Here is a 26,141-nt window from a genome sequence, read left to right as displayed (position 1 = left end):
TATCCTTTTCCGCGTCCTACTTTCCCTGCAGGTCGAATACCTTACGATAGAGCGCTACCAATAAATGCTCTTGATCTTCCCAGTTCAGCGTCCGCGCCGCTTCACGCGCGTTATCCGCGAACGCAGCTCTCTTCGCGGGATCGTCCACCAGCGTCTGAATGGCCTCGGCCAAGGCGGCTGTATCGCCTGGCTCGATGAGCAGGCCTAGTGCGTGCTGCCTCACGACCTTGCGGATCTCGGGCATATCGGAGGCGACGACGGGCAAACCGGCAATCACGTACTCGAACAGCTTGTTGGAATCCGTGGTGAAGTGATTCAGACACGTATTTTCGATGGGCTGCACGCCGATATCGGCCGACGCCGTATAGTGCGGCAGCTCACTCAACGCCACCGTGGGGATGAAATGAACCCGCTCCTCGAGGCCCAGTTTCTCGCGAAGCTCATGCAGCTCCCGCTCCTGACGCCCGCCCCCAATGAACACGAAGTAAGCATCCGGAACGTGCGCTGCAGCTTCAACCAGCCTGGGCAGCCCTCTCCCCTGCTGAAGCCCCCCCTGGTACAGCACGATAGGCCAAGGTTGGGTCAAGCCGAGCTCTTCGCGTATACGGCTATTGCGCGCCACGTCAGTCAAACGCGGACGATTCTGTAACACCACGGGACGCTCAACACCATATGCACGGGCGAAGAACTTGGCGCGCGCATCGGTCGTGGTGATCGTTCCAGCCGCGCGAGGCATGATACGCCCCTCAAACCAAGCGACAAGCCCTTTGAAAGCCGCATAGCCTTCACGGTCAGTACTTATTTCATGAGCATCGTAGACCAAGGGCACTCTCGCGAGCGCTGCGGCCAACCAAGCCGTGGGCAACACGTTGACATCATGAGCATGAATGACGTCAGGCCGACAGCGTAGAAAGTACGCAAGTATGACCATATGAGTGGTCAAGCGCGAGCTTATAGCGACCAAGCTTGAGAACAATGAACGCTTGTTAGAGGCACTTGAACCTTTTTTAGTCGGCGGCTTACTACCGCGCCTTCCGAAGCGCCGGACCTTGACCCCATTTCCCAAGATTTCTCTACTCAGGGTGACTCCCGGTTCCTGCAACGCATGGACAGTTAACGCATAGCCGGCATTCACAAGCGTTTCAGCTTCCTTCAATACACGAGCATCATTGAGGAAAGAATTCCATACCAGCATGGCAACATGCTGCTTAACAGCATCACTACCCTCGGAATAATCTTCTATCACTTCATAAAATCCATTTTATCCTGCTTCTCTTTACAAGACTGGAGCCTTTCAAGCAGAAGAGGTAACACTTCCAGCGCCTGCACATAACGTTGTCGACTGCATTCTTGCTCCAGAGCGAATGTGAGTGCAGCTAGCTCAGCTTTCTCAGGTATTACTTTATTCAATGAGGAGCGTTGTTCTGCCGCCTCAGCCAGTGCAGGTGCAAGAAGGGGAAGCATTTGAAGCTTATCAAGCCACCCACAACCAACGGGCTCAATGGTCCATCGTCCCCAATTTTTAATTAAGGCATCCCCATCTTCTGTCATCCATAGTAAATCCGCTTGAATTTTGGGAATGACAAAAGTAACCGGCAACTCCTTCAACTCTTGCTGCAATACGGGGAGTTGCTCAAGCAGCGAGCTGATCTGGTGGCGTAGCTCAACCGTATTGGCAGCTACCTGCAACCGATCCCATGGCATGCTATCCAATCGTTGCCAAAGCATAGGCCTGGAGCGTTTGAAGCGTGCCACAAGAGCTTTAGGGGGTTCGACTGAAAGAATCTGGGTCTTAAGAGGCTCAAGAAACTGCTTAATCATGCTCGGTTCTGGGATATTCCCTTGTGGCAGTGAGTATACTAAGCAATGAAGCTTGCCTAATTGGGTAGCTCCCACCCAGGGCAAGCTTGGTAGCCCTTGAAGTGGCTCAGCCATTAGCGTCGACTCATGCAAAGCCAAGGCGCTTCGGTTGGTCTCGAATAACTTTATTAAATAAGCTCCACCTTCAGTCCGCGCCTCTAACCCAGCAACGTTTGGCACCCCAATCTGATGCCAAAAAATTTCTACCTTTTCAATATCCTTCTCAAGAACTTCACTTAACACTGCACAAACCCACTTCTCACGCTTATCAATACTAAGCATGGGCCACATTGTTTTTTCTGCGCGTAGGTTGTCGGGTAGCAAGACCTTGCCATGAAAAAAAAGAGCATCCAGTTTTAGGCGTTGTTTTTGTAATGCTGCCAGGTCACCAATACTACCTGTAACCCGTTGGGTTATCTGTCGACTAGCAATTAAAGAGACAACCGCAACCAAAAAGCTGGGTGGACTCCAGAACATAAAATCCACAACAAGAAAACCAAAGAAAACAAAAAAACCAACGCCACTAATCAACTTAAGCACAGGTGATAGACTTGACTCAAGTTTTTCTCGAAAAATCCAGCTCCGGTTATACAAAAGAACAGTTAACATTAGAGAAAGAAGGCTATAGCCCACCATCAAGCTGACCATACTTGGATAGAAGGGAGCCAGCCCTCCCAATGCAAGTAATACAAACACCGCACCCGCAAGAGCCCGAGAATAACGCTGATAAGCATTCGCAGCAGTTTCATCTTGGTTATCGAAAAGCACAATCTTCTGGCTTTTCAGAAGAAGATGCTTTGTGGCTCGCGCGGTAGCCAAATTAATGAAACGCTCAAAAAGCAAATACAGTAAAAAGAACCCAAGCGTGGCAGCGCTCAAGCTCCCAATCAGAATATCCCTGTTTATATCGGCAAAACTTGCTGGAAAATAGCTAGGAATGCCATCTGAACCAAGCAGAATAACAACCTTTAGTGGCAACAATGATGCTAATAAAGCCGAAACCTGCGAGCTCAATGTAAACAACACAATTACTAGTGAGTACAGTGGAACCACGCGACCAAACTTGGCACCAAGGGATAAAAACCAACGCAAATGAGTCAACATAGAGTAAATATAATCTTTAACTGGCTTTCGCTAAACGAATTGTCGTTACCACTTGGGGAGCAGCTGCGGCTGCAATGGCAGATCCAAACTCCAAGCATAATACTATTGGAGTGTTAAAGATTCGACGCCGATTTCTTTAGAACTTCCGCTTACACTTCCAATGGCGTCTTCGCATTCAAGATCCTCGAGGCCTAGTGTTGAGTGAATCTGTAATGCTCCCCTAGTTTCTGCACACCCTACGCCGAATGTTGAAAAAATCACCATAGCTTCAAGTGCATTCGACACTCACTGAAGGAACGGCGTGATGAAACAGTTTTTCGCAACACACAGAGTCTCCTGAGGGCGTTACAGGCGCGGGAAGATCGAGCGAACACGCGCTGTATTACTTTGATGAGTCGTGATTTTCGCAGTCCTCGTCGGTCCCTTATGCGTGGAGCCCCATTGGTCAGCCCTGGGAAGTGACGGCATATTCCCATAGCCGAAGACTGAACTTGCTGGGATTCCTTAGACGCACCGGCAAGCTGATCTACCACACGACTTTTGAAACAGTGACCACGAAGACGGTCATCGAAGCGTTTGACCAGTTTATCGCCTAGAAAGCCCCCGACATCTTCACCGTCGTGGTGCTCGACAATGCCCGCATGCACCGCTCCAAGGCCTTCAGACGGAAGATAGTGAAATGGATGGCGCATCGTGTCCACCTGGTCTACCTATCGACATACTCGCCAGAGTTGAACCTGATCGAGATTCTGTGGCGGCGGATGAAATATGCCTAGCTGCCCTTGAGTGTTTATCTCACGTTCGACCACTTCTGTGATGAAGTACACCGTTTACTCAGTGGCTACGGCACGAAATACACAATTAATTATAAATAATAACTTAGCTTTTCACAAGAACACTGCACAACACCTTGCCAGACAAAGTCATTGAAAGCACACAAACTATCAGACAAGCCATTATTAATAGCAAGCACAACCTTTACATCACCCCTAGCCATAATAACGCCAAAACTTAAATAAAAATATTAGCTCAAAACTATTTTATAAAAGGCTAGAAAAAAATGCACAGCGCAAAAAATAGCATAGCAGTTTTGCCGGCGCTTCGTCACAATTACAAGGACGACGCATTTTTTTAAAGCCTAAGTTAGAGACGAGCTAGACAGGCGCGAAAACACCGACTCAAGTCACTAACAGAACAAAATCGAATATACCTGACCCCAAGGACCCTAGCGCTACAGATTATAACTCTATTGCACAGCCTCATAAAATACCACTTAAAATCAGCTGTCATTTCGCTTTGGTCGACCCATCGGCTAAAACGCTAAACGAGATATTTAATCAGTGACTAACAGCGCTCGGAAAGCTCGCCCCCCGTCACGCCCCCCCCCATGCGACTAGAGCATAGCAAAATTAGTAGAATAGATTTTTCGTGCAAAATCCTAAAATCAACAATAAATGCCCAAAACTTATACAGTCAACTAATATTTACTTTCACAAAGGCAGAGAACGGGGCACTCCACAATCTAAGCACAAGAGGAATATCTTTCAATTTTTCTGAATTTTCATTTTTTTCAAAATGAATATTAAACTTTCCAGTCTCAGCATCAATATTCAAATATCTATAATAAGCCTTTAAAGTCTTACTGTAAACAAGGCTTTTAAATGGCTGAACATCAACACCATCAAAATATATGACAGCACATTGTTTTGGGCTCCCCTCTTTCAAAAGGTATCCTTCGACAGAAAGGTTCTCATTACAACTAATAGTCGCAATCACAAGTGGATCTTTTCCAGCCTTAAGAAAACCACCTTCACTTAAAGAACTGAGTTGCTCCCATGAAAACCCATTGTATACATTATTATTAGACTTATTTTCACCGCGAACACTATCTACGAAGGAAGCACTATCTTTCTTATCGCTAGCATTAACTATATCCTCCTCCATGGTAGCTATACTTTTTTCATATAACTCAATTTTATCCCCAAGCTTAGATATTTCGTCTTTCTTATCACTCACCTTAACCCCTTCTAGCTTACTCTTATCTAAAAACCCTTCGATTAAAGACTTAGATTTAGAAAAATCATCAAACGAAAAAGCATACTCCCAAGCACTATGAACTATAACAGACTTAAGGAGCCCTAAATGGACATACATTTCTCTAAACGTTTTATCTGTAGATGGCTTAAAAAGGATCTTCTTTACTGTAGAATAATCAAGAAAATCGAAAAAATCCTTATTGTCTTTAAGGTATGAATAAATATTACTCGCAGATAACTCACAAAGCTCTAACCGCTGGCTAAACATACCGAATTTTTTTTCAGCCGGGAAGTAGTTTTTAAACTCATAAGGGGTTACTGGAACTGGGTTGCGGCCATTATTCACTAATCCATACTTTTTTAGAAAACCAGGAAGCTCAGATGGCCATGCATCATCAGCGAACCGCTTGCTGACAATATCTTCTTTTGCTAGTGAAGAAAAAAAATAAGGAATATAATGGTTCTTGATTGCTTCTTCAGACATGCCGCAAACCAATCGTAGTAACTTTCCATCATAGAATGGATGAATTTGACTCCCACCAATGTGCGAAGCAGTAATTGATGGTGAGTTTCGATTCATCACCCTAAACTCTAGCCCTTCAATTTTATCATAACTCCTAACCGGAACCTCACTCAACAATTCAGTTAAAGACTTTTGATATTTCTTTGTTAGAAATTCTTTTTCGTTTTTTCGCAGCACCCCTCTATCATCGCACCAAAATCTGCGATTTTTTACAAACTCTTCCAACCCTCTTGCATTCAATGGGGATTTAATACCTACTTCATGGCCACCGGTAACCAATTCACCGGAAAAAGAAAATTTAGAAATATCGGCCAATGACTTTCCGACAAAATCTAAATACAAATCTTCTGCTATTTTTTCTGCATAATCACCAGGTGTCTGGGACAATTTCGGCCTATTAATGCTATGCTGACCTGATAATCCAAGAGAATCAGTAAGCTTAGTAGCAGCCATAACATCTGGGGAAAAAAAGTTCCCAGTAGTATTAATTTTCAACGAGGCGCCATGATCAGTCCCGCTGAGCAAGCCTAATATCCCTCTACTATCCTTTCCGCCAGTAAGAGATAATCTTTTACTCGCAGAAACCTGATCAAAAACATTTTTAAAGTATGTAGTCGCTTCTTCCATTACGCTGCCAAGATCTTCGTTTGGTATCGGCTCAAAAAGATGACGATAGTCAGGCTTTACTTCATTTAAACCGTTTTCATAGAAATATTTTCTAAAAGGGCGGCTCCTTGAAATCTCATTCCAATAAGTGCCGCTATCACCGATGTGAGTACGACCGGCCATCCACCAAAACGACTCTTTCCTCAACGTCAAACTTTCACGCACAGCTCCTAAAAGATTATGTCGGTTAGTAACATAAAAGCCATCATTTCCTTCATAAAAGAAGAGCTGATCTGCAGCAGTCACTGACGACATAAAAGAAAAGCTATTATTATAAAATAACAAAGCACAAAATGATTCAGGGAAATCTACTGCGTTGGCGCTCTTTTTTGAGAGAAGCTCTCTCACTAAACCATCTAGCTTAGAGTTAGGTATATATCCTTGAACAAACAAAAAGCCTTTATCCAGTATTTTGATGGTTTTATCCAAAGCCGCCCCATAGGAGAAAACTGCTATCTCTCCCTCACCACAGTTTTTATACTGGGTACTTACAGGCTCTCTAGGCAAAAACTTTCTCAAATCTAAGGCATCAATTTTGAATGAGCTCAACTTAGACTTATACCTAAACAAAAAGACCGACATGAAACACCTTTTAACTTTTACAGAAAATAACACCAGAAAATTAAACGTACCCAACCAACAAAACTATTACTTGATAAACTTACTAATCCAGCAATCTTTAACTTTGTCCATCGCCATATGTTTGGGAGGGTTTTGATTTTTAATAACACCAAAGCGAACTATTTCAGCTGCCTTATTCAAGTTATCTACTATATGCTCTCTCCCCCATAATACTGCTGCACCATCCCAGTCCCAAATCACAGGCTTGGCACCGGTTAGTATTCCTTCGCCGATAGCCATATGAAAAGATTCATGATCTGAGGGCGAGAGGATAAAACCCACCATGGTGAACCAATCGTTAACATCGTCACCGGGGGGATCAAAAATAACTTTATGTCGTAATGTTGGGCTAGTATTGATGCGCTCGAACACTTCACGATAAAAAATCAGCTCATCGTCTCGCTTAAGCAGCCAACCATAGTCAAGCGGATGTTTGCCTTTTATCCGTAAGCAGTAGCGACTGTCCTCTTCCAACAACGCTTCCAAGAGATCAATAGCACGATCCAATCGTTTGCTCTTAGGAGCGACACCTACGATACCCAGCGTAAAACGAGCTTCGCCGGTTTTCTTCTTGGGCGTAAACTTTGTGTCATCCAGATAGTTGGGGATCACCGAGGTCTTGGCGGTCGGAAAGCCTTGAAAGATCTCCAGTGCAAATCGCCGAGTATGTTCGCTAACAAAGCTGATGTGGTCGATAGCGTCCCAATTGGCTTCGTGCATATATCGCACGCGAGTTTCTTGCGCGTGAAAACGCGCCACCAAGCGCTGATGTGGCTTCTTGTGGTGCGAATACCACTTAAGGTTACCCAGGCACCACTCGCAGAAGATCACATCGGCTTTTTCCAGCAGGGCGCGACTCTGGGCTTCATCGTGCTTATTGTGGCCTTGCCATTGATCGATCAAGAACTCGAACTGACCAGTGGCTTCTAGCTTCTTCTGCAGCAGAGTAAAGAATTTGAGGTCATGCCCTGCCACTAGTACTTTGGTCTTGGCCTGAGGCTTCGGCGCTTTGGGAGCTTCTGCCAACCATTGGTGAATTTCGTCTACGCGGGTAGTAAAGGTGTGTCGTTCGGCCAATTGTTTCAGAACATCAGCGGCCTGCTGAGCGACCTGTGGCTCATTGAGCGCACGCATCAACTGATGACAAAATTCCTCGCTGCTGTTAGCAAATAGAGGATAGTCGTGTCCCAGCAATTGTTCATGTAACGAGTTGCGATTAAGAATTGCGGCACAACCTGCTCCACCATACTCCAGGATTTTGGTGGAGTACTCCACGGTGTTATTCATGCTCTCGTGGCGCCAGGAGAGCCCCACACGCGCTTGGTGTAACTGCTGCTGAACCGCATCGCGCGGCTGCGCACCCAGCCAAACTAAGCCCTGTGTATGCTTCAACGCGTGCAGCATACACGCTGCGTAATTCGGCTGATCCGGTTCATCATGGATCTTGTCACCGATCATCAGCAGCTCACTACTAGGGAGCTCACCATGAATAGTGGGCCAGGCCTCGGCCATTGCCAACGTCATCCAGTCACCTTTGAACTTGCCAGCGTAGATGGCACGTTGAGGACGCTCATCTATGGGTGGGAGTGACGTAGGCAGATCCGGAATTACCGGGGTGTAGAGGCATACCTTAGCGGTGTCGAGATCCGGCACCAAAGACAGCCACAGTGCCTTGAAGCCTTCGGTCTGACACAGGAGACGCTGACAGCCCTGGGCAACGCTCTGCATGATCAGGCGCTGATAGTGAGTATACTCGGCCACTGACTGGGGGATGTCGGTGAGGTATATCCAGCACTTGGCGAGCACATCCGGGGCATCCAGCAGTTGAGTGGCAATCTCTAGTCCACGCACAATGATGACATCATAGGCTTCGGCTTGATCCAGCCGAATGGCCAGCTCTCCCATCATCTCCGGGGTTATGCGTGCAAATCCCCTACCCTGCCAATACTTGCGATCACTGCCATCGAGAATGGTCAGCCTGTCGGAGTTCTTCAAGGGTCCGTAAAGCTCATCGCGGGCTGGAGTGCTTCTGGTCAGGAACTCGACCTCAGCCTCTCCGGTAGCAGTAATAGCCAAGGCAATGGTTTGTGCCCAAATAGAAGAGCCATCAATATAGTTAAGGTCCGGATTTGCACAAATAAGGACGCGTTTCAGATCAGACATCTTGCAACTTCCCTTCCCTGCGTTCTTTTATTAATGGTCGGCTTGGAACTCATCCGTATCCGTGCAAAACAGGCTACTTGAAGAAAGAGTACAGTCTTCCGATTTTAACCATTCTTTGTGGAAGACTTCCGGTCGCCAGATAGCAGCAGTAAGCCTAGTTTCAACGTCGTACGCAAAAGCATCTTCATCGCAAGCCTTTGCCCATCCATTAGCTTCTGGCTGGTAAATCATGGCATTTGCCAAGTCCTGAAGATAGTTCGATCCGTAGGCATGGTTTGAGGAAATCCAACCTATTCCTCGAAAGCCTTCTTTCTCGCCTTGTTCCACATACTTTTCCAACTCATCGGCTGTAACAAGCTGCACATGGTCAGGAAGATTTAGCTCATTTTTATTGAGGTTATGAGTGCTTTTGATCAGTAGATGGAAATTCCTGTAGTCCTGCCCCTCCGCGAAACTGGCCAACTGCTCCACTTCAGCATGCTGCTCGGCTCGAGCGAGCAGCATGAGCTTCGGCGTCGTTTCGATACGCTCATCCAAGCCGATAATCTCGAATATATTATTGAGCCGGTGAGCATAGGTATGCCCAGAGAACACTTCTCGAATGCCGGCAAGACTTCTGCGCCGCCATTCAGCGTCATCGGTCATCAGCGTATGGATGGCCTCATCGGCCTCCTCTTGGCTATTGACCAGCCACACAGCTTCGGACTCGAACAGGTTCTCGATGCCTTTAGCATAGGTGCTGACCACAGGAGTGCCGCAAGCCATCAACTCGAATACCCGGCGCGAAAACATGGTGGGCGAGTCAGTTACCGAGTTAACATTGAGAAACACCCGGTAGCGTGCGTATTCCTTGCAAAGCTCTAGGTAAGGAAGGCTTCCACGAATTCCATCTTGATACTCTTCCGGGAAGGGAAATATCCCGGTCCCGTGGTTACGATCAAAAATTTCAAGCCCATGCTTATTGGCAGTAGCGAGAAGCCACTTCATGGATTCGCCGCGCTCGGCATGCCGATTTCCGTACCAGCTCCCGGCAAAGCATGACTTCTGCAACCGGCCACGCAGAGGGGCAGGCTTGTGCAGAGCCGGCTGAGCGGCGAACGGTAAGGCGTGTACCGATTGATTGCCCGTCCGCTTCTTATAGGAATCGACCATATTTTGGTCGGTCGTAAAGATGTGATCCGCCAGGCCAGCCGCTTCCATGAACTTGTCATGGTGGACCGGGTCTTCCTTATTCCAGAAAACTGTAGGCACCTTTTCCTGTCGAGCCCAAGACGCCATCTGCTCAAGTTCTTGGCCGGGTTTGTTGCTGTAGGAACCTACGCGATATTGCCAACTACCCCCGTTGCCCTTCCAAGCGCTCTCAATGAATACCAGTGCAGGAGGATATTTTTTAGCAAGTCCATACCAGTTATCTGGGCGTGGTTGAAGCAGCCGTACGTCACTTCCGAAACAACCTTCCGTGAACTCATCCATCACGGCCAACACTAAAGGCTTGTCATTATCGGGAGGAGCCGGCCAGCCAAGTATGCTGATTTCCTGAGCGGCCGCAGAGGGAGGCGTAAACGATATTTCAGTAGAGTTCGTCTTGAGCGTTTTAGCTACAGTATCGCGGTTAGGTGCAGTTGAAGCCGGCTTCGCCCGACCTAGGTGCCTTTCAATAGCTTTCGGTAGAGTAATATAAGCGACCCGGTGGCGTGGAATCCCCATTCGCGTAGCCAAAGGTACTACAGCTCGCCATTTTACATAGCGTAGCCCTTCACGTAGTTGTATACGCAGCCCGGATGTATCTCTCTTAGACTTTCTGAGGCGCCATAACCTTACGGGTAGTTTAACTGCTCCTTTCCATGATTTTGAGGCTTCCTTGATATACAGCCCTGATTTGTATGCTTTACTGGATTTCAGTGCGGACAGTTCTTGACTAACATTACGGTACTTTGCATTGGCCGCTCGATACCTGGCAGATATTTCATGATGCTGCGTGCTTATTCCTTGGAAGTCTGCGTTCAGACCACTCAGCTTAGCTTCCAGTGCCTGATTTTTTTCTTGGCACTTACTGCATTGCTCATTAGCTTCACTTAACTCGTTATCAGCAACAGCCAGCCTTTCCTCTAATATTGACTCTTGCTGCCTAACCTCACGACACTGCAAGTTGAGCTCGTGGCATTCTTCTCGTGCTATTCTGAGCTCATCCTGAAGTAGAAAAACTTTTTGATTTGCCTGATCTAAACTTTCTTGAAGATGCTGTGTTTTATCTACCTCTCGAACCGCTTTTGTCAACTTATCAATTTTTTTATTAGCTGAGGCGACATCATCAGTGAGGCTTTTATAGTTTTCGTCAAAAACCATCAATGTATTAATGATCTTATCAGAAGCAAAGCGCTCACGGTCGACCGGAGAATGACTCTCTGACTTATCTTCGCTCAGCTTTTCAAATACAAAAAAATCAGCAAAGGAAGTGTTAGAGGGGTTGATTGCAGAGAATGGGTAGCTATTAGGTACAGCATTCACTAGGTTCCATGCCGGCTGCCATCTCTCTACATCCTCCAACACGTCACGAAACCTGACGTAGTTGGCTGACTCATTTATTCCCAATCGACTCCCCTCCTCACTGCTACTATTGCTGTAAATAACGACAAAACGTGCTGAGGCTTCGAACAAATGATCCAGATAGTATTTATATACTTCATCATTCGAAAGATGGTATATCACATCCAACGAAAGGACTAACTCTGCCTTAACTGTTTCCGGATTGAAGTTCTCAGGGTCGTAAACTTCAAAGCGCTTGGAAGAATCATGCGCAAAGATTCGACGACAATGTTCTATAGCCGTGGGGCTAATATCGAGCCCTGTGTACTGAGGATAATCAGCCAACGAAAGTTGACCGCCATCCCCACAGCCAATCTCCAGAACTGACTTGATTTCGTTTTGCCTGACAAAGTTATTGAGAAAGTGGGCTTTGAAACGTGCCAAGCGTCCATATGACCCCGCACCGCTATTTCTTCCTGCGCTATAGCGATTTTCCCAGTAGCCAGCGACATCGAAGTATTTCTTATGGCTAAGGTCAGCACTCTCGGTAACATAGAAAGAGTACCCTTTCGGTTGCACCGGCGGCAGTTTATATCCTAGGGCATGCAACTTGTCCTGCACCGAGCCAGGTAATGAGCTATTTTCCAGGAGAATAACAACTGGCCTGGCATCACTATCTGCCAGTTGTGTAAATATTTCCTCGATTGACTTGTTTTTACTGGCGTTCAGTATAAGCACACTACACTGCGCCAGCGCTTCCGAATCTTCCGGAACGCCTAAGTGAAGCGCTCCAGCCGGGAATCGCGTAGACAGCACCTGCTGTAGTGACTCGTCGCCTCCAATAACCCAGCAATGTCCTTTCAAGCCAAGTTCATCGAGATAATCAGACAGCTCGTTTTTTAGGTTCATCTTCTCCATGACAACCCTACTCAAATATGATTTGTATTAGGCCGTCCAGACACCGCGGCTATCGATAAGGTAGCTTCCATTAACCTTCTGAGGGGCGATACTTTTGAACGGCTTGTGATCTACCAGCAACACAACGATATCCGCACTATCAAGTGCACTTTGTGCCTCCACCAATGTGCATCCCTCCAGCTTTCCAGAAGGTAGTACCTCTATATTGGGCTCAACGATCAAGGTCTGGCCGGGATTGGAAGTGGTGATTTGCTGGGCAATGGCGAGTGCAGGGCTCTCACGCAGATCGTCAATATCCGGCTTGAAGGCCAGCCCAAAGCAGGCAATTGTCACGTCTTTGGCGGTCTTGTCGGGGTTGGCACTCAGGAACTTGCCGACAGCTTCATTGACCTTGTCGACCACCCACTGCGGTTTGCCATCGTTCACTTCACGTGCGGTACGAATCAGGCGTGCCTCATCCGGCGTTTCACTGACGATGAACCACGGGTCGACAGCGATGCAGTGCCCCCCGACGCCAGGGCCAGGCTGGAGGATGTTGACACGCGGGTGGCGGTTGGCGAGGCGAATCAACTCCCAGACGCTGATATCGAGCTTGTCGCAAATGATGGAAAGCTCGTTGGCAAACGCGATGTTGACGTCTCGAAAGCTGTTCTCGGTCAGCTTGGCCATCTCGGCGGTGCGAGCCGTCGTCGTGATGCACTCCCCTTCCACGAAAACCTTGTACAGCTCCGTAGCGGCTTGAGAGCACTTGGCGGTCATACCACCGATAACGCGGTCATTTTCTACTAGCTCACGAATCACGTGCCCAGGCAGCACACGCTCGGGGCAATGAGCGATCCGGATATCCGACTCTTCCCCGTGGGTCTGCGGGAAGGTCAAATCCGGGCGAGCCTCAGCCAGCCACTCGGCCATGCTTTCCGTCGCACCAACGGGCGAGGTCGATTCCAGAATAACCAGGTCGCCCTTCTTGAGCACAGGGGCTATAGATTGGCTCGCGGCCTTGATGTAGGTCAGGTTCGGTTCATGGCTGGTATGTTCGGGGTTCGTCTTGAACGGTGTCGGCACAGCAATGAGAAACGCATCGGCCGGCTCAGGCGTGGTGGTGGCATGCAGATACCCTTCCTTGACTGCCGCATGCACCAGCATGTCGAGCTCGGGCTCGACGATATGAATCTTTCCTTGATTGATCGTATCAACGGTAGATTGGTTGATATCTACCCCGATGACCTTTTCCTTGCGAGACGCTATCACGGCGGCCGTGGGCAAACCGATATATCCTAAACCGACTACCGAAATAGTATTGAATTCCATTTATATAGCACCTAATGCTAATGAATTAAAAAGGTTATCGATTCGCAAGAATCTCTAGGATTCTCGGGCAAGCCTTGCCATCACCATAGGGGTTATGGGCATAGCTCATCGTTTTGTATGCGCCTTTGTCAGTCAGCAGGCTATGAAGCTCGCCCACGATCGTATCGACATCGGTACCGACGAGTTTGACAGTGCCGGCTTGTACCGCCTCGGGTCGCTCAGTCGTCTCACGCATTACCAGCACCGGCTTACCCAGCGACGGCGCTTCTTCCTGAATGCCGCCGGAGTCGGTCAGGATGATATGCGCACGGTTCATCAGGTAGACGAACGGCAGATAGTCCAGCGGATCGATCAGGTGCACATTATCGACATCGCCCAACAAACGGTTCACCGGCTCGCGCACATTCGGATTTAAATGCACCGGGTAGACAATTTGTGCTTCCGGGTGCTGGGCGGCGGTATCATGCAAGGCGCGGCAGATTCGGTCGAAACCGTCGCCAAAGCTTTCTCGCCGGTGGCCCGTCACCAGAATCAGCTTGCGCTGGCTATCCAGAAAATCGAAGTGCTTTTCGAAACGCTTCCGGTAAGAATCATCGCCTTCCAGCTTTTCTACCACCTCGAACAAGGCATCGACGACGGTGTTACCCGTCACATGCACTTTCTGAGGGGGCACGCCCTCTTCCAACAGGTTCTGGCGTGAGCGATCCGTGGGAGCGAAATGCAATTCGGCCAGTGCGCCCGTCAACTTGCGGTTGGCTTCTTCGGGCCAAGGTGAATAAATGTTGCCAGTGCGTAGCCCCGCCTCGACGTGGGCGACCGGTATTTGCTGGTAATAAGCAGCGAGCGTTGTCGCTAGCGTTGTGGCGGTATCCCCATGTACCAGCACGATGTCCGGCTGAACTTCGGCCAGAACGCTTTTCATACCTTGCAGAATGGCCGTAGTCACATCGGTCAGGTCCTGGCCGGGCTTCATGATGTTGAGATCGTGATCCGGCACGAGGGAAAACAAATCCAGGACCTGATCGAGCATTTCGCGGTGTTGGCCTGTTACACATAGGTGAGCGTCAAAGCGCTCGTCTGCTTTCAATTGCAAAGCAAGCGGTGCCATTTTGATGGCTTCAGGCCGTGTTCCAAACACGCAAAGCGTTTTCATATATTTCTGAATCCTTACTCTTGAGCCTTCTGTGGCTCTATTCAAATAGTTCTAACGATGTTTACGCGCCTGAAGCAGGCCCTTGGGCTGCCCCGGCAGGCGATGGGCGATCCACTGAATGGCCCCGGTTTCCTTGAGCCCCGCCGCGACCACATACAACGTCGCGATGGTCATCACGCCCGGGTTGGCAAACCCCGCCAGCGCCTCGCCGGGGGTCAGAATGCCACTAATGACTAGAAAGGCCAGCGCCCCCATGAGGACGACATCGGGGGCGATACGGGTCAGCGCGAGACAAGCCAGAACGGCAAAGATGAGGACTAACGTGGTGAGTGCTGCGGGTTCCATCCAATACGACGAATAAAGGTAATGCGAATAAGATCAGGCTCGGACACGCTACCGCCCTAGGATTGTTCCGGGCGGCTTCCCAAGGCCCTTGATGTTGTGCCGCGGTTGTGGTCACGCGGGCCGCGTGACGGCGCCCTCTCCCTGAAGGCGCCAACACGCCATTCTAGGCGAGTACCCGTAGGGTCTCTAGCGTTATGGCGTTGATTTTTGTGTGCATTTGGGAAAAGTTGTCGCCTATTAACGACGCCCTGTGTGTCGTTTTTTCTACACAAAGCAGCGCTTGGTTTGCCCATTATTTCGTATTTGCCCGCTATCTACACACAACAGTGTAGATCAGTCCCCGCGCGCGACATTATTAGCCGACTATCTAATATAGCGGCATAAAAAAACGCGGCCTTGGCCGCGCGACGCTCATATTAAGGGAAGTAAGGATTCGTTACCAGAATCGTCATGCCAGCGCGCTGCATCGTGATTCGCATTTACCTAATGCAGCATGCCGCTCTATGTGCTTAACTTAACCAATAGTCACAATACGAACAAAACTTTTGGTTACGTTAGCTTAGGGAGGCGTGAGGATGTCGATGACGGACGCGGCACATGCAATGCAAGACGAAAGCTCGACAACGTGCGGCGAGGCGATCGGTTTGCCGCTGGGGTTATTGAGCCAGGTGCGGGGGCATTTCTATTACGTCGACCACTGCCCCATCGATGGCAAGCGGATTCACTTGAACGGTGTCGGCGAGCCGCTGGCGTTGAAGTCAGCGGTGCAGATGAATGCGGAGTTGGCGAGTTTGCCGGCGCCGCTGGAGGCGGAGGCGCCGGGCCACCATGTTCAGGCGATGCTGACCACGCATGGCTGGGAGGATCTCGCGATTTGGTTGAGAGTGGCGTCGGCAGGTTCGCATGATCAGCTTTGGCGGGCACCTAGCGTGGCGGAATGCTGGGCGCAGGTATTGGCATTGGCGCTGGGGGCGACTCCCCGCGGGAGCCATGTGGTGACCACGGCGCTGGCCTCTGCCAAGGAGGCGACGGCCATTGCACTGCGCGCCAGGCAGCGGGCGTTGAGCAGTGCCACGGTGCCGGTGAATCCACTCACCGGGCGGCTGGAAACGGCGGAGTACGCGCACTATGTAACGCCGGAGACGCGCGTTGCGACGCTCGTGCATACCTGCCCTTTCACCGGCATGCGCCAGGATGTGGCGGCGATGGCGTATGCCATCCGCGAGGTGGCGCCGGCGTGTTTCATCCTGGTCATGGGGGAGCATCACGCCGCGCACGCGCCGCTGGCGGTGGCGCATTGGGAGGTCGATGCGTATGTGATCGGTTCAGAGGCGATCTTCTGTCGCCCTCGACAGGGGTTTGCGTGGCTGTCGCGGCGTTTGTCACTGGCCATGCGCGGCACGCCGCCGAACGGCTTGATGGCGCCACATAGCGGTGAGGAGCCCACTGCCCTGGCGAGCATTACCGAGTGGGTGGCGTATCTCGATTGGCTGGGCAGGCATTTCACCGGCGTTCCGCCCCGGTGTTCTCGCTTACAGGCAGCGGGCGAGGCCATTCAGGCCCATGAGCGGGCGTTGTTGAATCGGTTGTTGCATGGCTTTCCCGAGGCGCCGGAGACGCCACAGGCGAGCGCATCGCCCACCTCACTGTGGCGATGCGGTTTGCATGGCCATCCACGCGTGCGGGTGATCGGCGCGCCGCATGCGCTATGGCGCGACGGCAGCGTGGCATTCCATGTGCAGGGAATGGACGCGCGGGAGGTAGTTCAGTGGCTCGCGGCAACCGGCATCGCCGCCCAGCTTTTGTCCTCGCCCCAGGCAGTGCGCGCACTCGCGCCGTTTGGGTATACCACCGCCACGCGTTTATCCGTCAGCCATTACAACAGCGAGGCAGAAATCGAAACCTGCTTGCAGACGCTCGACCCCTTGCTGGAACGCCCGGCGGAGGGGCGGGGGTGAGGTTGCGGGCTGCACACCATGACCGACAATGCTATGCTACATAGAAGTAGCAATTACGTAGCATATTCGTTGCGAGGCGCTTCCCATGACCGCTGAAATTCTGAAAGAGTCTTTACCCGACCCGGCCGAGTATCACGCGCCTGCCTCGTACGCACGTTTCGTTGCAGACTTGAAAGCCTCCGCACGTGCAGAAGGCGAGCCGGTCATCAGTCCACGATTGTTTGCCAGTGCCCTGCGCATGGATATTCAGACACTTGCCAGCCGCGCCCACGTGCATAGATCCACCATCACTCGGGGCCAAGGTGCCGAAAAGCTGCAAAGCTTTCTACGCGATGCCATTCGCGTGCTGGGGGTAGCTGCAGATATCAACGGCAACCTGCCGGACGCTCTTTTCTGGTTCCGCAATGAGCCGATACCGCCTTTCGACTATCAAACCCCCGAGCAACTGGTGAGCGCTGGTCGCACTGATGATCTGGTGCGCTATGTACAGTCGCTCAAAGCTGGGGTCGCCGGATGATCGAGCTCCTGCCAATTGAGACAGAGGCCTATCGTGTCCATGTGCCTAGGTGGGCATTTGCTCCCACTAGCGGAGCCGGTGCAGGGGAACACGGCGGTCGACTGAACCGCCCTGGGGTTCCGGCACTTTACCTGGCCCTCGAAGAAGCCACCGCGTTGGCTGAATACAAGCAGCTTTCAAGTTTGATGCCACCAGGGCTCATCGTGAGCTACGAAGTCAGGATACGCCACGTCGTAGACTTCAGCAGAGGGTACAACGAGGACTGGGACGAGATCTGGCAAGAGCTCCACTGTGATTGGCGCAGACTATGGTTCAACGACCATATTGAGCCCCCTTCCTGGTTTCTCGGCGATATTGCCCTCGCGGCGGGCAGTTCAGGCATTCTCTTCCCTTCGCAAGCCAATCCTGCTGGCACCAACTTGGTCATCTACCCCGAGTCACTGGAAGAAGGCGACATGCTAAGGGTCCATGATCCCAATGGGCTACTTCCCAAAGATTCGAGTTCGTGGGAGTGACGTGAACATGTTAGCTCGGCTCAAAGCGTGCCAGCGCGTGCAGTTCATCGAGCTACGCTCAGGAGGGCTGATCTAATGGAAAAACTCTTGAAGTACCGGGGCTACTACGGCTCCCTCGAGGCCAGCACCGAAGACAACTGTCTGTTCGGCAAGCTACAGTTCGTTCGCGCCCTGATCAGTTACGAAGGCGAGACGGTGGCGGAGCTGGAAGCCGCGTTCCGCGACGCCGTCGATGACTATCTCGCCACCTGCGAGCAACTCGGCGAGACGCCCGAGACCCCGTGCAAGGGCTCCTTCAACGTGCGCATCGGCCACGACCTGCACCTGGCCGCCGCCGTTTCAGCCTCGCGGCACGGCATCTCGCTCAATGACCTCACCCGCCAGGCGCTGAACGACTACCTGCAACAGCATCCTTGACTGCCGGACACTGCGGGCTTCGGGCGCCAGGTTCGGGGCGCTGTGGAGAGTGGATTCGGTAGCATTTTAGCCCGTTGCTCGTGGCAGCGTTACCCCGCCAGTTTCAACCGGGATGATACGGTGAATGGGTCGCATCGAATCTCTGGCCAACCCGCGCGATGTGGTCGCGTAACTCTTCATTATCGATCTCGTGCTGGCGCTCCATCGTTTCGCGAAACTGCTTCAGGGCTGGGTAATAACGTTCGATGCTGTTCTTGAACTCAGTCTCCAGAATGCTGTGGCGATACGCATGCACCGTATGGTTACGCGTTTCTATCATATCCATCCAGGCTTGGCCGTCTTCCAGTAGACCGATATTGAAGGCATGTCGGGCCGCGCTGCGCGATCCCGTCACGTTTTGAATACCCTCATGCTCCAGGTAATCCTTCATCACCTTCCAGGCGAGCTCGTGGGTGAACTCGAAACGCTGGATGACGCCTTCCTTGATGATATCTAGCGTCGTGTCGCCATACGCTTCGACGGCTTGCTCCAACTGAGCAAACGCATTGATGTAATTGGCAAATCGCTGCTGCCAGCGGATATCGTCCGCCATCGTTATCCCCTTTGATCGTTTGTCGAAGTGCCTGGTTTGAATTGAGCGCGAATGGCTTCGACATCAGCCACTTCATAACGCGTCACGCGCTTGGCGGGTTGACACCCCTGCTGAATCTCCACGGCCTCTTCCAGGGAGGCTTTCAGATCATCGAACATGTTCAGCTCACCAGTTTCAGCGAGGGCACCGCGCTGACGTCTACTTCGCGCTCGGCGTGCCAGGCGTCATAGGCCGCCTGGAGACGTAGCCATAGACCCGGGCCGTTACCGAACAGCTTGCCTAGCCGTGCGGCTGTCTGTGGCGAGACAGGCTTACGCATGGCGAGAATGGCGTGTAATTGCTGGCGTGAAATGCCCAGCATCCGCGCGATGTCGCCCTTGCTGTAGTCCATATCTTCCAGCATGTCGTCGATCACCTCGCCGGGGTGCGGCGGGCAGCGATTGGGATTTTGCTTCGCCGTAATAGCCATAGGGGCTTTACCTCTTCGTCAGTGGTATTGCTCAAAATCAAACCACCAAGCGGGGCCAATCGCCATAGCGGGATACCGCAGGCTGCGAGCGCCAGATTCGGGGCGCTGTGGAGAGTGGATTCGAGCTTCGAGCAACATTATAGCTCGTTGCTCGCCGCGCTCGCGGCATGGCCGCGCTAGGCGATGCTTTCGCACAAGGCGATCACTATTATGGCCCACTTGCTTCGTCTTCTCGCAGTACGTCGTCGTGCAGGTCATCCAGGCTCACGCCGAGCACATCGGCGATCCTGCGTAGTGCCTCGATGCGCCCGGTTCGGTCCCCGCGCTCGATCATGGCGACGTACGACTGGGATACGCCGGCCGGCTCGGCCAGCGCGGCCTGGGTCAAGCGGCGGTGTTCGCGCCAGACCTTGACGGGTTTCTCCCCGGCAAGCAGCCGGTCGACCACCTCTGCCGGCACCAGCTCGTCACGTCCCTCCGCCAGCTCGCGCGTCGCATGATCAAACGCTGTCACGTCATCCAGCTCTTCGGCCTTGTGCAACAGCTCTTGGTATTCGTCATAAGGAATGACGGCGTATTCCGGCCGCCCTTCCCGTTCAATGATCTGTGCGTTCATTTGTAAATGTCCCCTCTGGGTCCGATATCCAACACCAAAATCACCAGCTCATCGTCGACGATCTTGTAAATCGCCCGCCATCGACCCACTCTGAGCCGATAGCCAGGCCGGCTCTGCAATTTCCGCGTATCCAAATCAACGCGCTGCGGGTCCTGCGCTAGCTGCTCCAGCGATTCTCTGAGCTGACGCCGCTGCTTTGCGGGCATCTTGCACAAGCCTTTGGCCGCCGATTTCTTGAACGTAATTTTGTACATGGATGAATTATAACATAATGTGATAAAAAATGCCAGCGCCTGTCCGGGGCGGTTCCCCGACCCGGGCGAGTATCACGCGCCTGCCTCGTACGCACGTTTCGTTGCAGACTTGAAAGCCCCCGAACGTGCATGTGAGACGGTGGCGGAGCTGGAAGCCGCGTTCCGCGAAGCCGTCGATGACTATCTCGCCACCTGCGAGCAACTCGGCGAGGCGCCCGAGACTCCGTGCAAGGGTTCTCCTTCAACGTGCGCGTCGGCCACGACCTGCACTTGGCTTGTCACGTGTGATGTGATAAGTCACACTTGAGACATGATCATCAGCTTTCGACACAAGGGCCTGCGTGCCTTCTTCGAAACGGGCACTACCAAGGGAATTCGCACCGACCACGCCAAGCGTCTGAGGTGGCACATGGCTTACATGCACAACCCCCCGCACCCCGGTGAGACGTTGCGCGAAGATGTATTGCCGGCGCTGGACATCAGCGTAACGGAAATGGCGCGTCGCCTGGGGCTAGCGCGGGAAACCCTATCGCGGATTCTGCACGAGCGGGCACCGATTAGCCCCGACCTCGCCGTTCGCCTGGAACGGGCCGGCATCGGCCGGGCGCGTACCTGGCTAGCGGTGCAAGGCGATTACGACTTGTGGCAGGCCGAGCACCGCGCCCAGCCAGCCATCGAGCGCTTCGCCAAGCTGGCGTAAGCGCGGTTTGAGAAAAATTCCTCTCGCGTCCCAAGGACACGGCCGTGGCGGTACAGGTAGGGATGCTGGGGTAGTGCCTTGGCTGTCTCTTCGATGGCACTGATGAGTGCTTCGAGCTTCGGCAGGATTGTAGCTCCTAGCCCGCCGCTCGTTTCTCGTAGCTTTTGACTCGTAGCCCCTCTTACTCAAGCAGATTCCTCCGCTTGGCGTCACTGAGCATGGCATGGGCAAACGCTATGAGCGTTTCCTGATAGCCATGCGCCGTATTGAGTGCGTCGGCAAGAACCTGAGGGGACTCGATGTATTCATGGATCATTTGATTGCGGGTCTGACGAATCTCGAGCCACTTGTCGGCAGAATCGAGCATACCGAGCTTTTCGGCGCGATCCAGGTTGTCGGCGACGGCCCCTGTCTTCTCGCCCAGGGCGCGTAACCAAAGAGGAAGCAGTTTGTCGCCGGTCGTGTCCTGAAGTCGACAGAATCGACTGGTGTAGGCTTCCAGCTTCTCTGCCAATGCCTCATCTTCACCCAGCCTGGCGGCACGCTCCTCGGTGAACGGCGAGGCAAACACGCTATCCGATGAGTAGCGAAGATGATGGATCTCACGCTCGACGACGCGTTTCAGGAAGCCCAAGCGCTCCGCAAGATTGTAGCTCATAAAAAAGCTCCCTGTTCTCGTGCCAGCCTGTGTATCGTCTGCTCATTGAGGTTCGGCGCACTCAGCAGTACATCCACCTTGCGCCCGTGCATGGCGCGCATGATACGCACACTGAGCCGAGCGGAGAGCTGTGCGGGATGCTCCACCGGCGCGTCAACTTCAACGAACAGGTCGATATCGCCGCCACGGGCGCTATCGTCGAGCCGTGAGCCGAAAAGCTTCACGGTGCTGCCCGAACCAAGCTCGTCGGTGACGAGCTGCCGGATGGTCTGTCGTTGGCTATCTGTCAGGCGCATGGTGGTCATCTCGGCAAGGCGTTCGGCCCAGGCTCGGGGCGCTGTGAAGAGCGGCTTCGAGCTTCGAGCTTCGAGCTTCGAGCTTCGGCAGGATTGTAGCTCGTTGCTGGGCATGGTTCGCATCCAGGGCTAGCGGTCCTCACGGGTATGCCACAGACGTAGCAGATAGATGGTGGAATTCGTGATCTCGTAGCGCATCTCGTAATGGCCGACCAGAATCCGCCGCACGTTACGCGGCTCGAACTCTTCCAACTGCTCGCCGATACGCGGGTTGGCCAGCAGGGTGGTCGGTGCAGCGGTGAGCTGTTGCACCGTGCGGGCCGCTGCGGGCTGGCTCACTGATGCCAGGAATTCGTGGAGACGTGCCAGATCGGATAGGGCCTTGCTCGTCCACTTCAGCTCCATCAGCGTGGCACTGGCAGCGGGGTATCGGTGCTCAGACTGTCGGCCCAGGCTTGCACGGCCTGATGGTCGATGACACGACCGGCATCCACATCGGTCAGCGCCTCGCGGGTCAGGCGGTTGCGCTCCTCTTCCTGGTCAAGCCAGGCGGCCAGGGCTTGCTTGACGATCCAGTTTTTGGATCGATCCAGACGATCGGCAATTTCATCGACTCGCTCGGCCAACTCTACAGGGACGTGGGCGGTAACGGATCGAGTCTTGGCGGTGGTGGCCATCGTGACTTCCTCTGCTATAAAACGATTCATATTTAATCATAGTTAATAACCATGCATCGTCAAGCTGAATTGTCAGGTTGAGCTGTGCCCCGCCGCGCCAGGTCCGGGGCGCTGTGAAGAGCGGCTTCGGGCTTCGGCAGGATTGTAGCTCGTTGCTCGAAGCGTTCCAGCGCGTACGGCGGCATTGAAGAGGTATCAAAGACGTTTATCCGGGACAAACGCGATTTCTGTGGCGCCATCGACCATCGCCTTGAAGCCAGCATGGTTCGGGTTGACGAGGTAATTCGTTTCTCTGGGCACCACGACGCTCGGCACGGCGAGCACGAGGCTCGATTGGCTTTCCAGCCAACCGTCGCCGATCTCGGCGGTCGATGAGGGCGCTGGCTCGACCATCCAGTCATCCGGGCGTCCATCTGCTGGAAGGCGCATGAGGTCGTCTTCCTGAAACGTCACCTCGAGCAGCGCATAGTCTTCCAGCAAACGGTAGTCGTTGAGGTGCACCATCACCTCGAGCATGGCCAACGATTCAGCGCCCGCGAGGTACACGCAGGCGTTGCCTTTGCTGTTCCAACGCCCACCGTACAATCGGGCGCCTTCACCATCGAAGGCACTCTTGAGCCATTTCCGCTTGACGAGTCGGTATCCAGACACCGTGCTCATGCGAACACGCCGTGCTCAAGCCGTCCGATCAGGTCCAGCACGGCTTCCGCCCCGGCGGTCGTCGCGATCATCTCCACCGGCCTCTGGTCACCTAGCCCCCGCACCGGATTGAGAAGCCAGGTGTTGGCCCGCTGTCGGTCGCCCTCGAACAGGTCGACGGCGCTCTTGTAGACTTCAGCAAAGCGATACAGCCGGTCACCCTCGTCCCGCTTGAAGTGCCCTGCTTTCGCTCGACGCTGCAAACTGGCCGGGGAAATGGCGACATACCGCGCCAACTCTTTACTCTCCAGGCCAGAGGCTGCCGCGAGCGTTGTGTAAACCTTGTAGGGGATGCCTTCGCTCAACGCTTCATGCAGTTTTGGCCCTCGTGAAGGCAACCCCAAGGTCTGCCAGAAGTCTTCCTTCCGATCTACCGCCGTGGGTCGATACTCTTTGATCGCGCCTTGCATGGCCCCCTCCTTAAATTACTTGATACATTTTCAGTATATCAAATGATTCGACGGATAGCGCATTCGAGCTTCGGGCGCCAGGTCCGGGGCGCTTTAATAGGGTATGCCCAAAGTGACCCGAGAGGTCTAGCTATACGTGTAGCTAATAGCGTTACGGTATAGACGACAGCGTTACGTCGCGCTATTGTGTGTCCTAAGACACACGCATTCAGTGTGTGGCGATGCTAGCGCCATTAAACGGCTAAGGCGTAAGTAAAACTCAATTCATAGGTGATAAGCATGAGCCAAGTTGCAGAGGCGCGGACGAATAAGTTGTTGCCTCTCAATATGCGCGTTGAGAGTAAAAAACGCGCCCTCATTGATAGGGCCGTTGCAGAATGTGGCGGTGATCGGACCAGCTTCGTGCTGGATGCAGCATGTCGTCGAGCAGAGGAAATCTTGATGGATCGGCGTGTGCTTGTAATGGATGATCGCTCGTTTGAGGCCTTCGAAAGGGCATTAGAAGCCCCCATCGAGGACAATCCATGTGTGATGAAGCTGATGAACCGAAAGAAACGCTGGGACAAGACGTAATTGAAGCGGCGCGTGTTGATCCTCCTGTCGTTATTGCCCAGCTTCATGAAGTCGATAAGTTCGATTGTGGCCGGTATAGCCTTAACGATTTCTTGAAGGATCGAGGTGTCAAGAACACGCAGCGTAAGGCCACAACGACGTATGTCGTGTGCTATGAAGGAACAAGCCAGGTGGCAGGCTACTTCTCACTGGCGACCGGCGCGGTGCTGCGGGACTTATCCCCCAAGAACATGCGGCGCAACATGCCCACTGAATTGCCTGTGATAAAGCTGGGGAGGCTAGCGGTAGATCAGCCTTGCCAGGGTGCGGGACTCGGTGGCGACCTGCTCGGAGATGCTATCGAGCGATCTTTGATCGCGGCTGGACATGTTGCAGCGCGTGCCCTAATTGTCGATGCGCTCGATGAGGACGCGGCAGCTTTCTACAAGAAGCATGGTTTTCTCGAGAGCCCCGACAACCCCCTTATGCTGTTCTTGTCGTTAAAGACCCGAGGCGGATGACGGGAATAGGATCGGTTGTCGAAGCATGTGGTGGTTAGCGGGCTTCGAGCGCCAGGTTCGGGGCGCTGTGAAGAGTGGCTTCGAGCTTCGAGCTTCGAGCTTCGAGCTTCGAGCTTCGAGCTTCGTCAGTATTATAGCCCGCCGCTCGTAGCTCGCCGCTTAGGGCCGCATCAGGCGATGCTTTCACGCAGGGCGTTTTCCCAGCGTGCGTCGCGCTGGCCGCAGACGATGAAGAAGGGGTTCAAGACGCTGTCTTGTTGGTTGCAGCGCAGCGGTTCAAGCGTTTGGACATCGAGTACGTGCCCGCCGGCGGCGGTGACCACGGCTTGGGCGGCGGCGGTGTCCCATTCGCAGGTGGGCGCGAGACGCGGGTAGAGATCGGCTTGGCCTTCGGCGACCAGGCATAGCTTCAACGAGCTGCCCATGGTGACGCATTCATGCGCGGGCAGGCGCTGGCAGAAGGCGTCGAAGATTTCAGCACCATGGCGGCGGCTGCCGATAATCTTCCAGGGCTCGGCCTGGGGGTCGGGCAAGGCGCGGGCGTGAATCGGCTGGTCGTCACTGCCGTTCTCGCGCTTGTAGGCGCCCTCCCCGTGCTGGCCCCACCAGGTCGCGGGGCCGCTTTCCAGCGCGGGCGCGTGGACGATGCCGAACACCGGCACGCCGTCTTCCACCAGGGCGACGTTGAGCGTGAATTCACCGTTGTGACTGATGAATTCCTTGGTGCCATCCAGCGGGTCGATCAGCCAGTAACGCTGCCACGTCTGGCGGGTCTCGTAGCGGATCTCGGCGGATTCCTCGGAGAGAATCGGCACCTTGGGGGTGAGCGCTTCCAGCAGCCCGACCAGGGCGTGGTGCGAGGCCATGTCCGCCTCGGTGAGCGGGCTGGCGTCGGCTTTTTCCTCGATTTCGAAGTCGCGACGGTAAATCGCCATGACTTCCTGGCCGGCGACGTGAACGCCCTCGATAAGGCGATTGCGCGTGGAATCGGTAATAAAATCGGTCATCTTGATTCGGGTATCCGGAATATCGGGTTGAGACTATTGCAGATGGGCGCGGTTGCT

The 26,141-nt window shown here is 53.0% G+C and carries 27 protein-coding genes and 1 pseudogene; 8 read left to right on the top strand and 20 right to left on the bottom strand.

All coding sequences use genetic code 11. From position 1 onward, the window contains the following. Positions 1 to 16: 16 nt before the first annotated feature. Both L1071_RS05730 and L1071_RS05725 read right to left on the bottom strand, forming a co-directional pair. Entirely contained in the window at positions 17 to 1,246 is a 1,230-nt protein-coding gene (locus tag L1071_RS05730; RefSeq protein WP_246969764.1) for a glycosyltransferase family 4 protein, read from the bottom strand. Next, positions 1,243 to 2,964 (bottom strand): hypothetical protein, encoded by a 1,722-nt coding sequence (locus L1071_RS05725; protein WP_246969762.1) that lies wholly within the window; start codon positions 2,962 to 2,964, stop codon positions 1,243 to 1,245. The genes L1071_RS05730 and L1071_RS05725 overlap by 4 nt, the downstream gene beginning before the upstream one ends. A 252-nt stretch (positions 2,965 to 3,216) precedes the next feature. Here L1071_RS05725 and L1071_RS05720 point away from each other — a divergent pair. Further along, positions 3,217 to 3,839: pseudogene (locus tag L1071_RS05720) on the top strand (IS630 family transposase); the annotation flags it as partial. 598 nt (positions 3,840 to 4,437) lie between these two features. Here L1071_RS05720 and L1071_RS05715 read toward each other — a convergent pair. The 6 genes from L1071_RS05715 to L1071_RS05690 form a co-directional block, all read right to left on the bottom strand. Further along, on the bottom strand, positions 4,438 to 6,771 hold the full coding sequence (locus tag L1071_RS05715; protein ID WP_246969760.1) for a hypothetical protein: 2,334 nt from the start codon (positions 6,769 to 6,771) through the stop codon (positions 4,438 to 4,440). 66 nt (positions 6,772 to 6,837) lie between these two features. Then, positions 6,838 to 8,973, bottom strand: coding sequence for a glycosyltransferase family protein (locus tag L1071_RS05710; RefSeq protein ID WP_246969757.1), 2,136 nt, complete (start codon positions 8,971 to 8,973; stop codon positions 6,838 to 6,840). A gap of 30 nt (positions 8,974 to 9,003) precedes the next feature. Continuing rightward, the gene (locus L1071_RS05705) at positions 9,004 to 12,417 is read right to left on the bottom strand and encodes a glycosyltransferase family protein (RefSeq protein ID WP_246969755.1); all 3,414 of its coding nucleotides are present in this window, start codon (positions 12,415 to 12,417) and stop codon (positions 9,004 to 9,006) included. A gap of 27 nt (positions 12,418 to 12,444) precedes the next feature. Beyond that, the gene (gene wecC / locus L1071_RS05700) at positions 12,445 to 13,728 is read right to left on the bottom strand and encodes a UDP-N-acetyl-D-mannosamine dehydrogenase (protein WP_246969752.1); all 1,284 of its coding nucleotides are present in this window, start codon (positions 13,726 to 13,728) and stop codon (positions 12,445 to 12,447) included. A gap of 34 nt (positions 13,729 to 13,762) precedes the next feature. Next, the gene (gene wecB / locus L1071_RS05695; RefSeq protein WP_246969749.1) at positions 13,763 to 14,881 is read right to left on the bottom strand and encodes a non-hydrolyzing UDP-N-acetylglucosamine 2-epimerase; all 1,119 of its coding nucleotides are present in this window, start codon (positions 14,879 to 14,881) and stop codon (positions 13,763 to 13,765) included. A gap of 51 nt (positions 14,882 to 14,932) precedes the next feature. Further along, entirely contained in the window at positions 14,933 to 15,226 is a 294-nt protein-coding gene (locus L1071_RS05690; protein WP_246969747.1) for an SLC13 family permease, read from the bottom strand. Positions 15,227 to 15,801: 575 nt separating this feature from the next. Between L1071_RS05690 and L1071_RS05685 the strand changes: the two genes are divergently transcribed. From L1071_RS05685 to L1071_RS05670, 4 genes are all read left to right on the top strand, one after another. After that, entirely contained in the window at positions 15,802 to 17,184 is a 1,383-nt protein-coding gene (locus L1071_RS05685; protein WP_246969745.1) for an aminotransferase class V-fold PLP-dependent enzyme, read from the top strand. Positions 17,185 to 17,269: 85 nt separating this feature from the next. After that, positions 17,270 to 17,701: a DUF2384 domain-containing protein gene (locus L1071_RS05680; RefSeq protein WP_246969743.1), complete on the top strand. Its 432-nt coding sequence runs from the start codon at positions 17,270 to 17,272 to the stop codon at positions 17,699 to 17,701. Continuing rightward, positions 17,698 to 18,216 carry an RES family NAD+ phosphorylase gene (locus L1071_RS05675; protein ID WP_246969741.1) on the top strand — a complete coding sequence of 173 codons (519 nt, stop codon included), beginning with the start codon at positions 17,698 to 17,700 and terminating at the stop codon, positions 18,214 to 18,216. Before L1071_RS05680 ends, L1071_RS05675 begins: the two co-directional genes overlap by 4 nt. 75 nt (positions 18,217 to 18,291) lie before the next feature. Further along, positions 18,292 to 18,633, top strand: coding sequence for a type II toxin-antitoxin system HicB family antitoxin (locus tag L1071_RS05670; protein ID WP_246969739.1), 342 nt, complete (start codon positions 18,292 to 18,294; stop codon positions 18,631 to 18,633). Positions 18,634 to 18,736: 103 nt separating this feature from the next. Here L1071_RS05670 and L1071_RS05665 read toward each other — a convergent pair whose 3' ends face one another. The 5 genes from L1071_RS05665 to L1071_RS16250 all read right to left on the bottom strand — a co-directional run bounded on the left by L1071_RS05665 (position 18,737) and on the right by L1071_RS16250 (position 20,564). After that, positions 18,737 to 19,225: a nucleotidyltransferase substrate binding protein gene (locus L1071_RS05665; RefSeq protein ID WP_246969737.1), complete on the bottom strand. Its 489-nt coding sequence runs from the start codon at positions 19,223 to 19,225 to the stop codon at positions 18,737 to 18,739. 2 nt (positions 19,226 to 19,227) lie between these two features. Then, complete coding sequence (nadS, locus tag L1071_RS05660; protein WP_246969734.1) at positions 19,228 to 19,383, bottom strand: NadS family protein; 156 nt, start codon at positions 19,381 to 19,383, stop codon at positions 19,228 to 19,230. Positions 19,384 to 19,385: 2 nt separating this feature from the next. After that, positions 19,386 to 19,694 carry a HigA family addiction module antitoxin gene (locus tag L1071_RS05655; protein ID WP_246969731.1) on the bottom strand — a complete coding sequence of 103 codons (309 nt, stop codon included), beginning with the start codon at positions 19,692 to 19,694 and terminating at the stop codon, positions 19,386 to 19,388. A 208-nt stretch (positions 19,695 to 19,902) separates the two neighbouring features. Further along, entirely contained in the window at positions 19,903 to 20,310 is a 408-nt protein-coding gene (locus L1071_RS05650; protein ID WP_246969728.1) for a helix-turn-helix transcriptional regulator, read from the bottom strand. After that, entirely contained in the window at positions 20,307 to 20,564 is a 258-nt protein-coding gene (locus L1071_RS16250; RefSeq protein ID WP_246896343.1) for a type II toxin-antitoxin system RelE family toxin, read from the bottom strand. The genes L1071_RS05650 and L1071_RS16250 overlap by 4 nt, the downstream gene beginning before the upstream one ends. Before the next feature lie 310 nt (positions 20,565 to 20,874). Between L1071_RS16250 and L1071_RS05645 the strand changes: the two genes are divergently transcribed. Continuing rightward, positions 20,875 to 21,264, top strand: a complete 390-nt coding sequence (locus tag L1071_RS05645) for a HigA family addiction module antitoxin (RefSeq protein WP_246969725.1) — start codon at positions 20,875 to 20,877, stop codon at positions 21,262 to 21,264. 181 nt (positions 21,265 to 21,445) lie between these two features. Here the strand turns inward: L1071_RS05645 and L1071_RS05640 are convergent, their stop codons facing one another. From L1071_RS05640 to parS, 6 genes are all read right to left on the bottom strand, one after another. Then, positions 21,446 to 21,922 (bottom strand): hypothetical protein, encoded by a 477-nt coding sequence (locus tag L1071_RS05640; protein WP_246969722.1) that lies wholly within the window; start codon positions 21,920 to 21,922, stop codon positions 21,446 to 21,448. Then, positions 21,919 to 22,332 (bottom strand): nucleotidyltransferase domain-containing protein, encoded by a 414-nt coding sequence (locus L1071_RS05635; protein WP_246969718.1) that lies wholly within the window; start codon positions 22,330 to 22,332, stop codon positions 21,919 to 21,921. The genes L1071_RS05640 and L1071_RS05635 overlap by 4 nt, the downstream gene beginning before the upstream one ends. A gap of 15 nt (positions 22,333 to 22,347) precedes the next feature. Further along, entirely contained in the window at positions 22,348 to 22,623 is a 276-nt protein-coding gene (locus tag L1071_RS05630) for a type II toxin-antitoxin system RelE/ParE family toxin (RefSeq protein WP_246969715.1), read from the bottom strand. Beyond that, on the bottom strand, positions 22,623 to 22,895 hold the full coding sequence (locus tag L1071_RS05625) for a CopG family ribbon-helix-helix protein (RefSeq protein ID WP_246969712.1): 273 nt from the start codon (positions 22,893 to 22,895) through the stop codon (positions 22,623 to 22,625). The genes L1071_RS05630 and L1071_RS05625 overlap by 1 nt, the downstream gene beginning before the upstream one ends. 195 nt (positions 22,896 to 23,090) lie before the next feature. Then, positions 23,091 to 23,555, bottom strand: a complete 465-nt coding sequence (locus L1071_RS05620; protein ID WP_246969709.1) for an RES family NAD+ phosphorylase — start codon at positions 23,553 to 23,555, stop codon at positions 23,091 to 23,093. Then, the gene (gene parS / locus L1071_RS05615; protein ID WP_246969706.1) at positions 23,552 to 24,004 is read right to left on the bottom strand and encodes a type II RES/Xre toxin-antitoxin system antitoxin; all 453 of its coding nucleotides are present in this window, start codon (positions 24,002 to 24,004) and stop codon (positions 23,552 to 23,554) included. The genes L1071_RS05620 and parS overlap by 4 nt, the downstream gene beginning before the upstream one ends. Before the next feature lie 279 nt (positions 24,005 to 24,283). Between parS and L1071_RS05610 the strand changes: the two genes are divergently transcribed. Next, complete coding sequence (locus L1071_RS05610) at positions 24,284 to 24,577, top strand: type II toxin-antitoxin system TacA family antitoxin (protein ID WP_246969704.1); 294 nt, start codon at positions 24,284 to 24,286, stop codon at positions 24,575 to 24,577. Continuing rightward, positions 24,529 to 25,077 carry a GNAT family N-acetyltransferase gene (locus L1071_RS05605; RefSeq protein WP_246969702.1) on the top strand — a complete coding sequence of 183 codons (549 nt, stop codon included), beginning with the start codon at positions 24,529 to 24,531 and terminating at the stop codon, positions 25,075 to 25,077. The genes L1071_RS05610 and L1071_RS05605 overlap by 49 nt, the downstream gene beginning before the upstream one ends. A 170-nt stretch (positions 25,078 to 25,247) precedes the next feature. Here the strand turns inward: L1071_RS05605 and cysQ are convergent, their stop codons facing one another. After that, positions 25,248 to 26,084, bottom strand: a complete 837-nt coding sequence (gene cysQ, locus L1071_RS05600) for a 3'(2'),5'-bisphosphate nucleotidase CysQ (RefSeq protein ID WP_246969700.1) — start codon at positions 26,082 to 26,084, stop codon at positions 25,248 to 25,250. Positions 26,085 to 26,141 lie beyond the last annotated feature (57 nt).

Origin of the sequence: Chromohalobacter sarecensis (genome assembly GCF_023061135.1) — a bacterium.
Lineage (GTDB): Bacteria > Pseudomonadota > Gammaproteobacteria > Pseudomonadales > Halomonadaceae > Chromohalobacter > Chromohalobacter sarecensis.
This window is presented reverse-complemented; position numbering and strand designations above follow the sequence as displayed.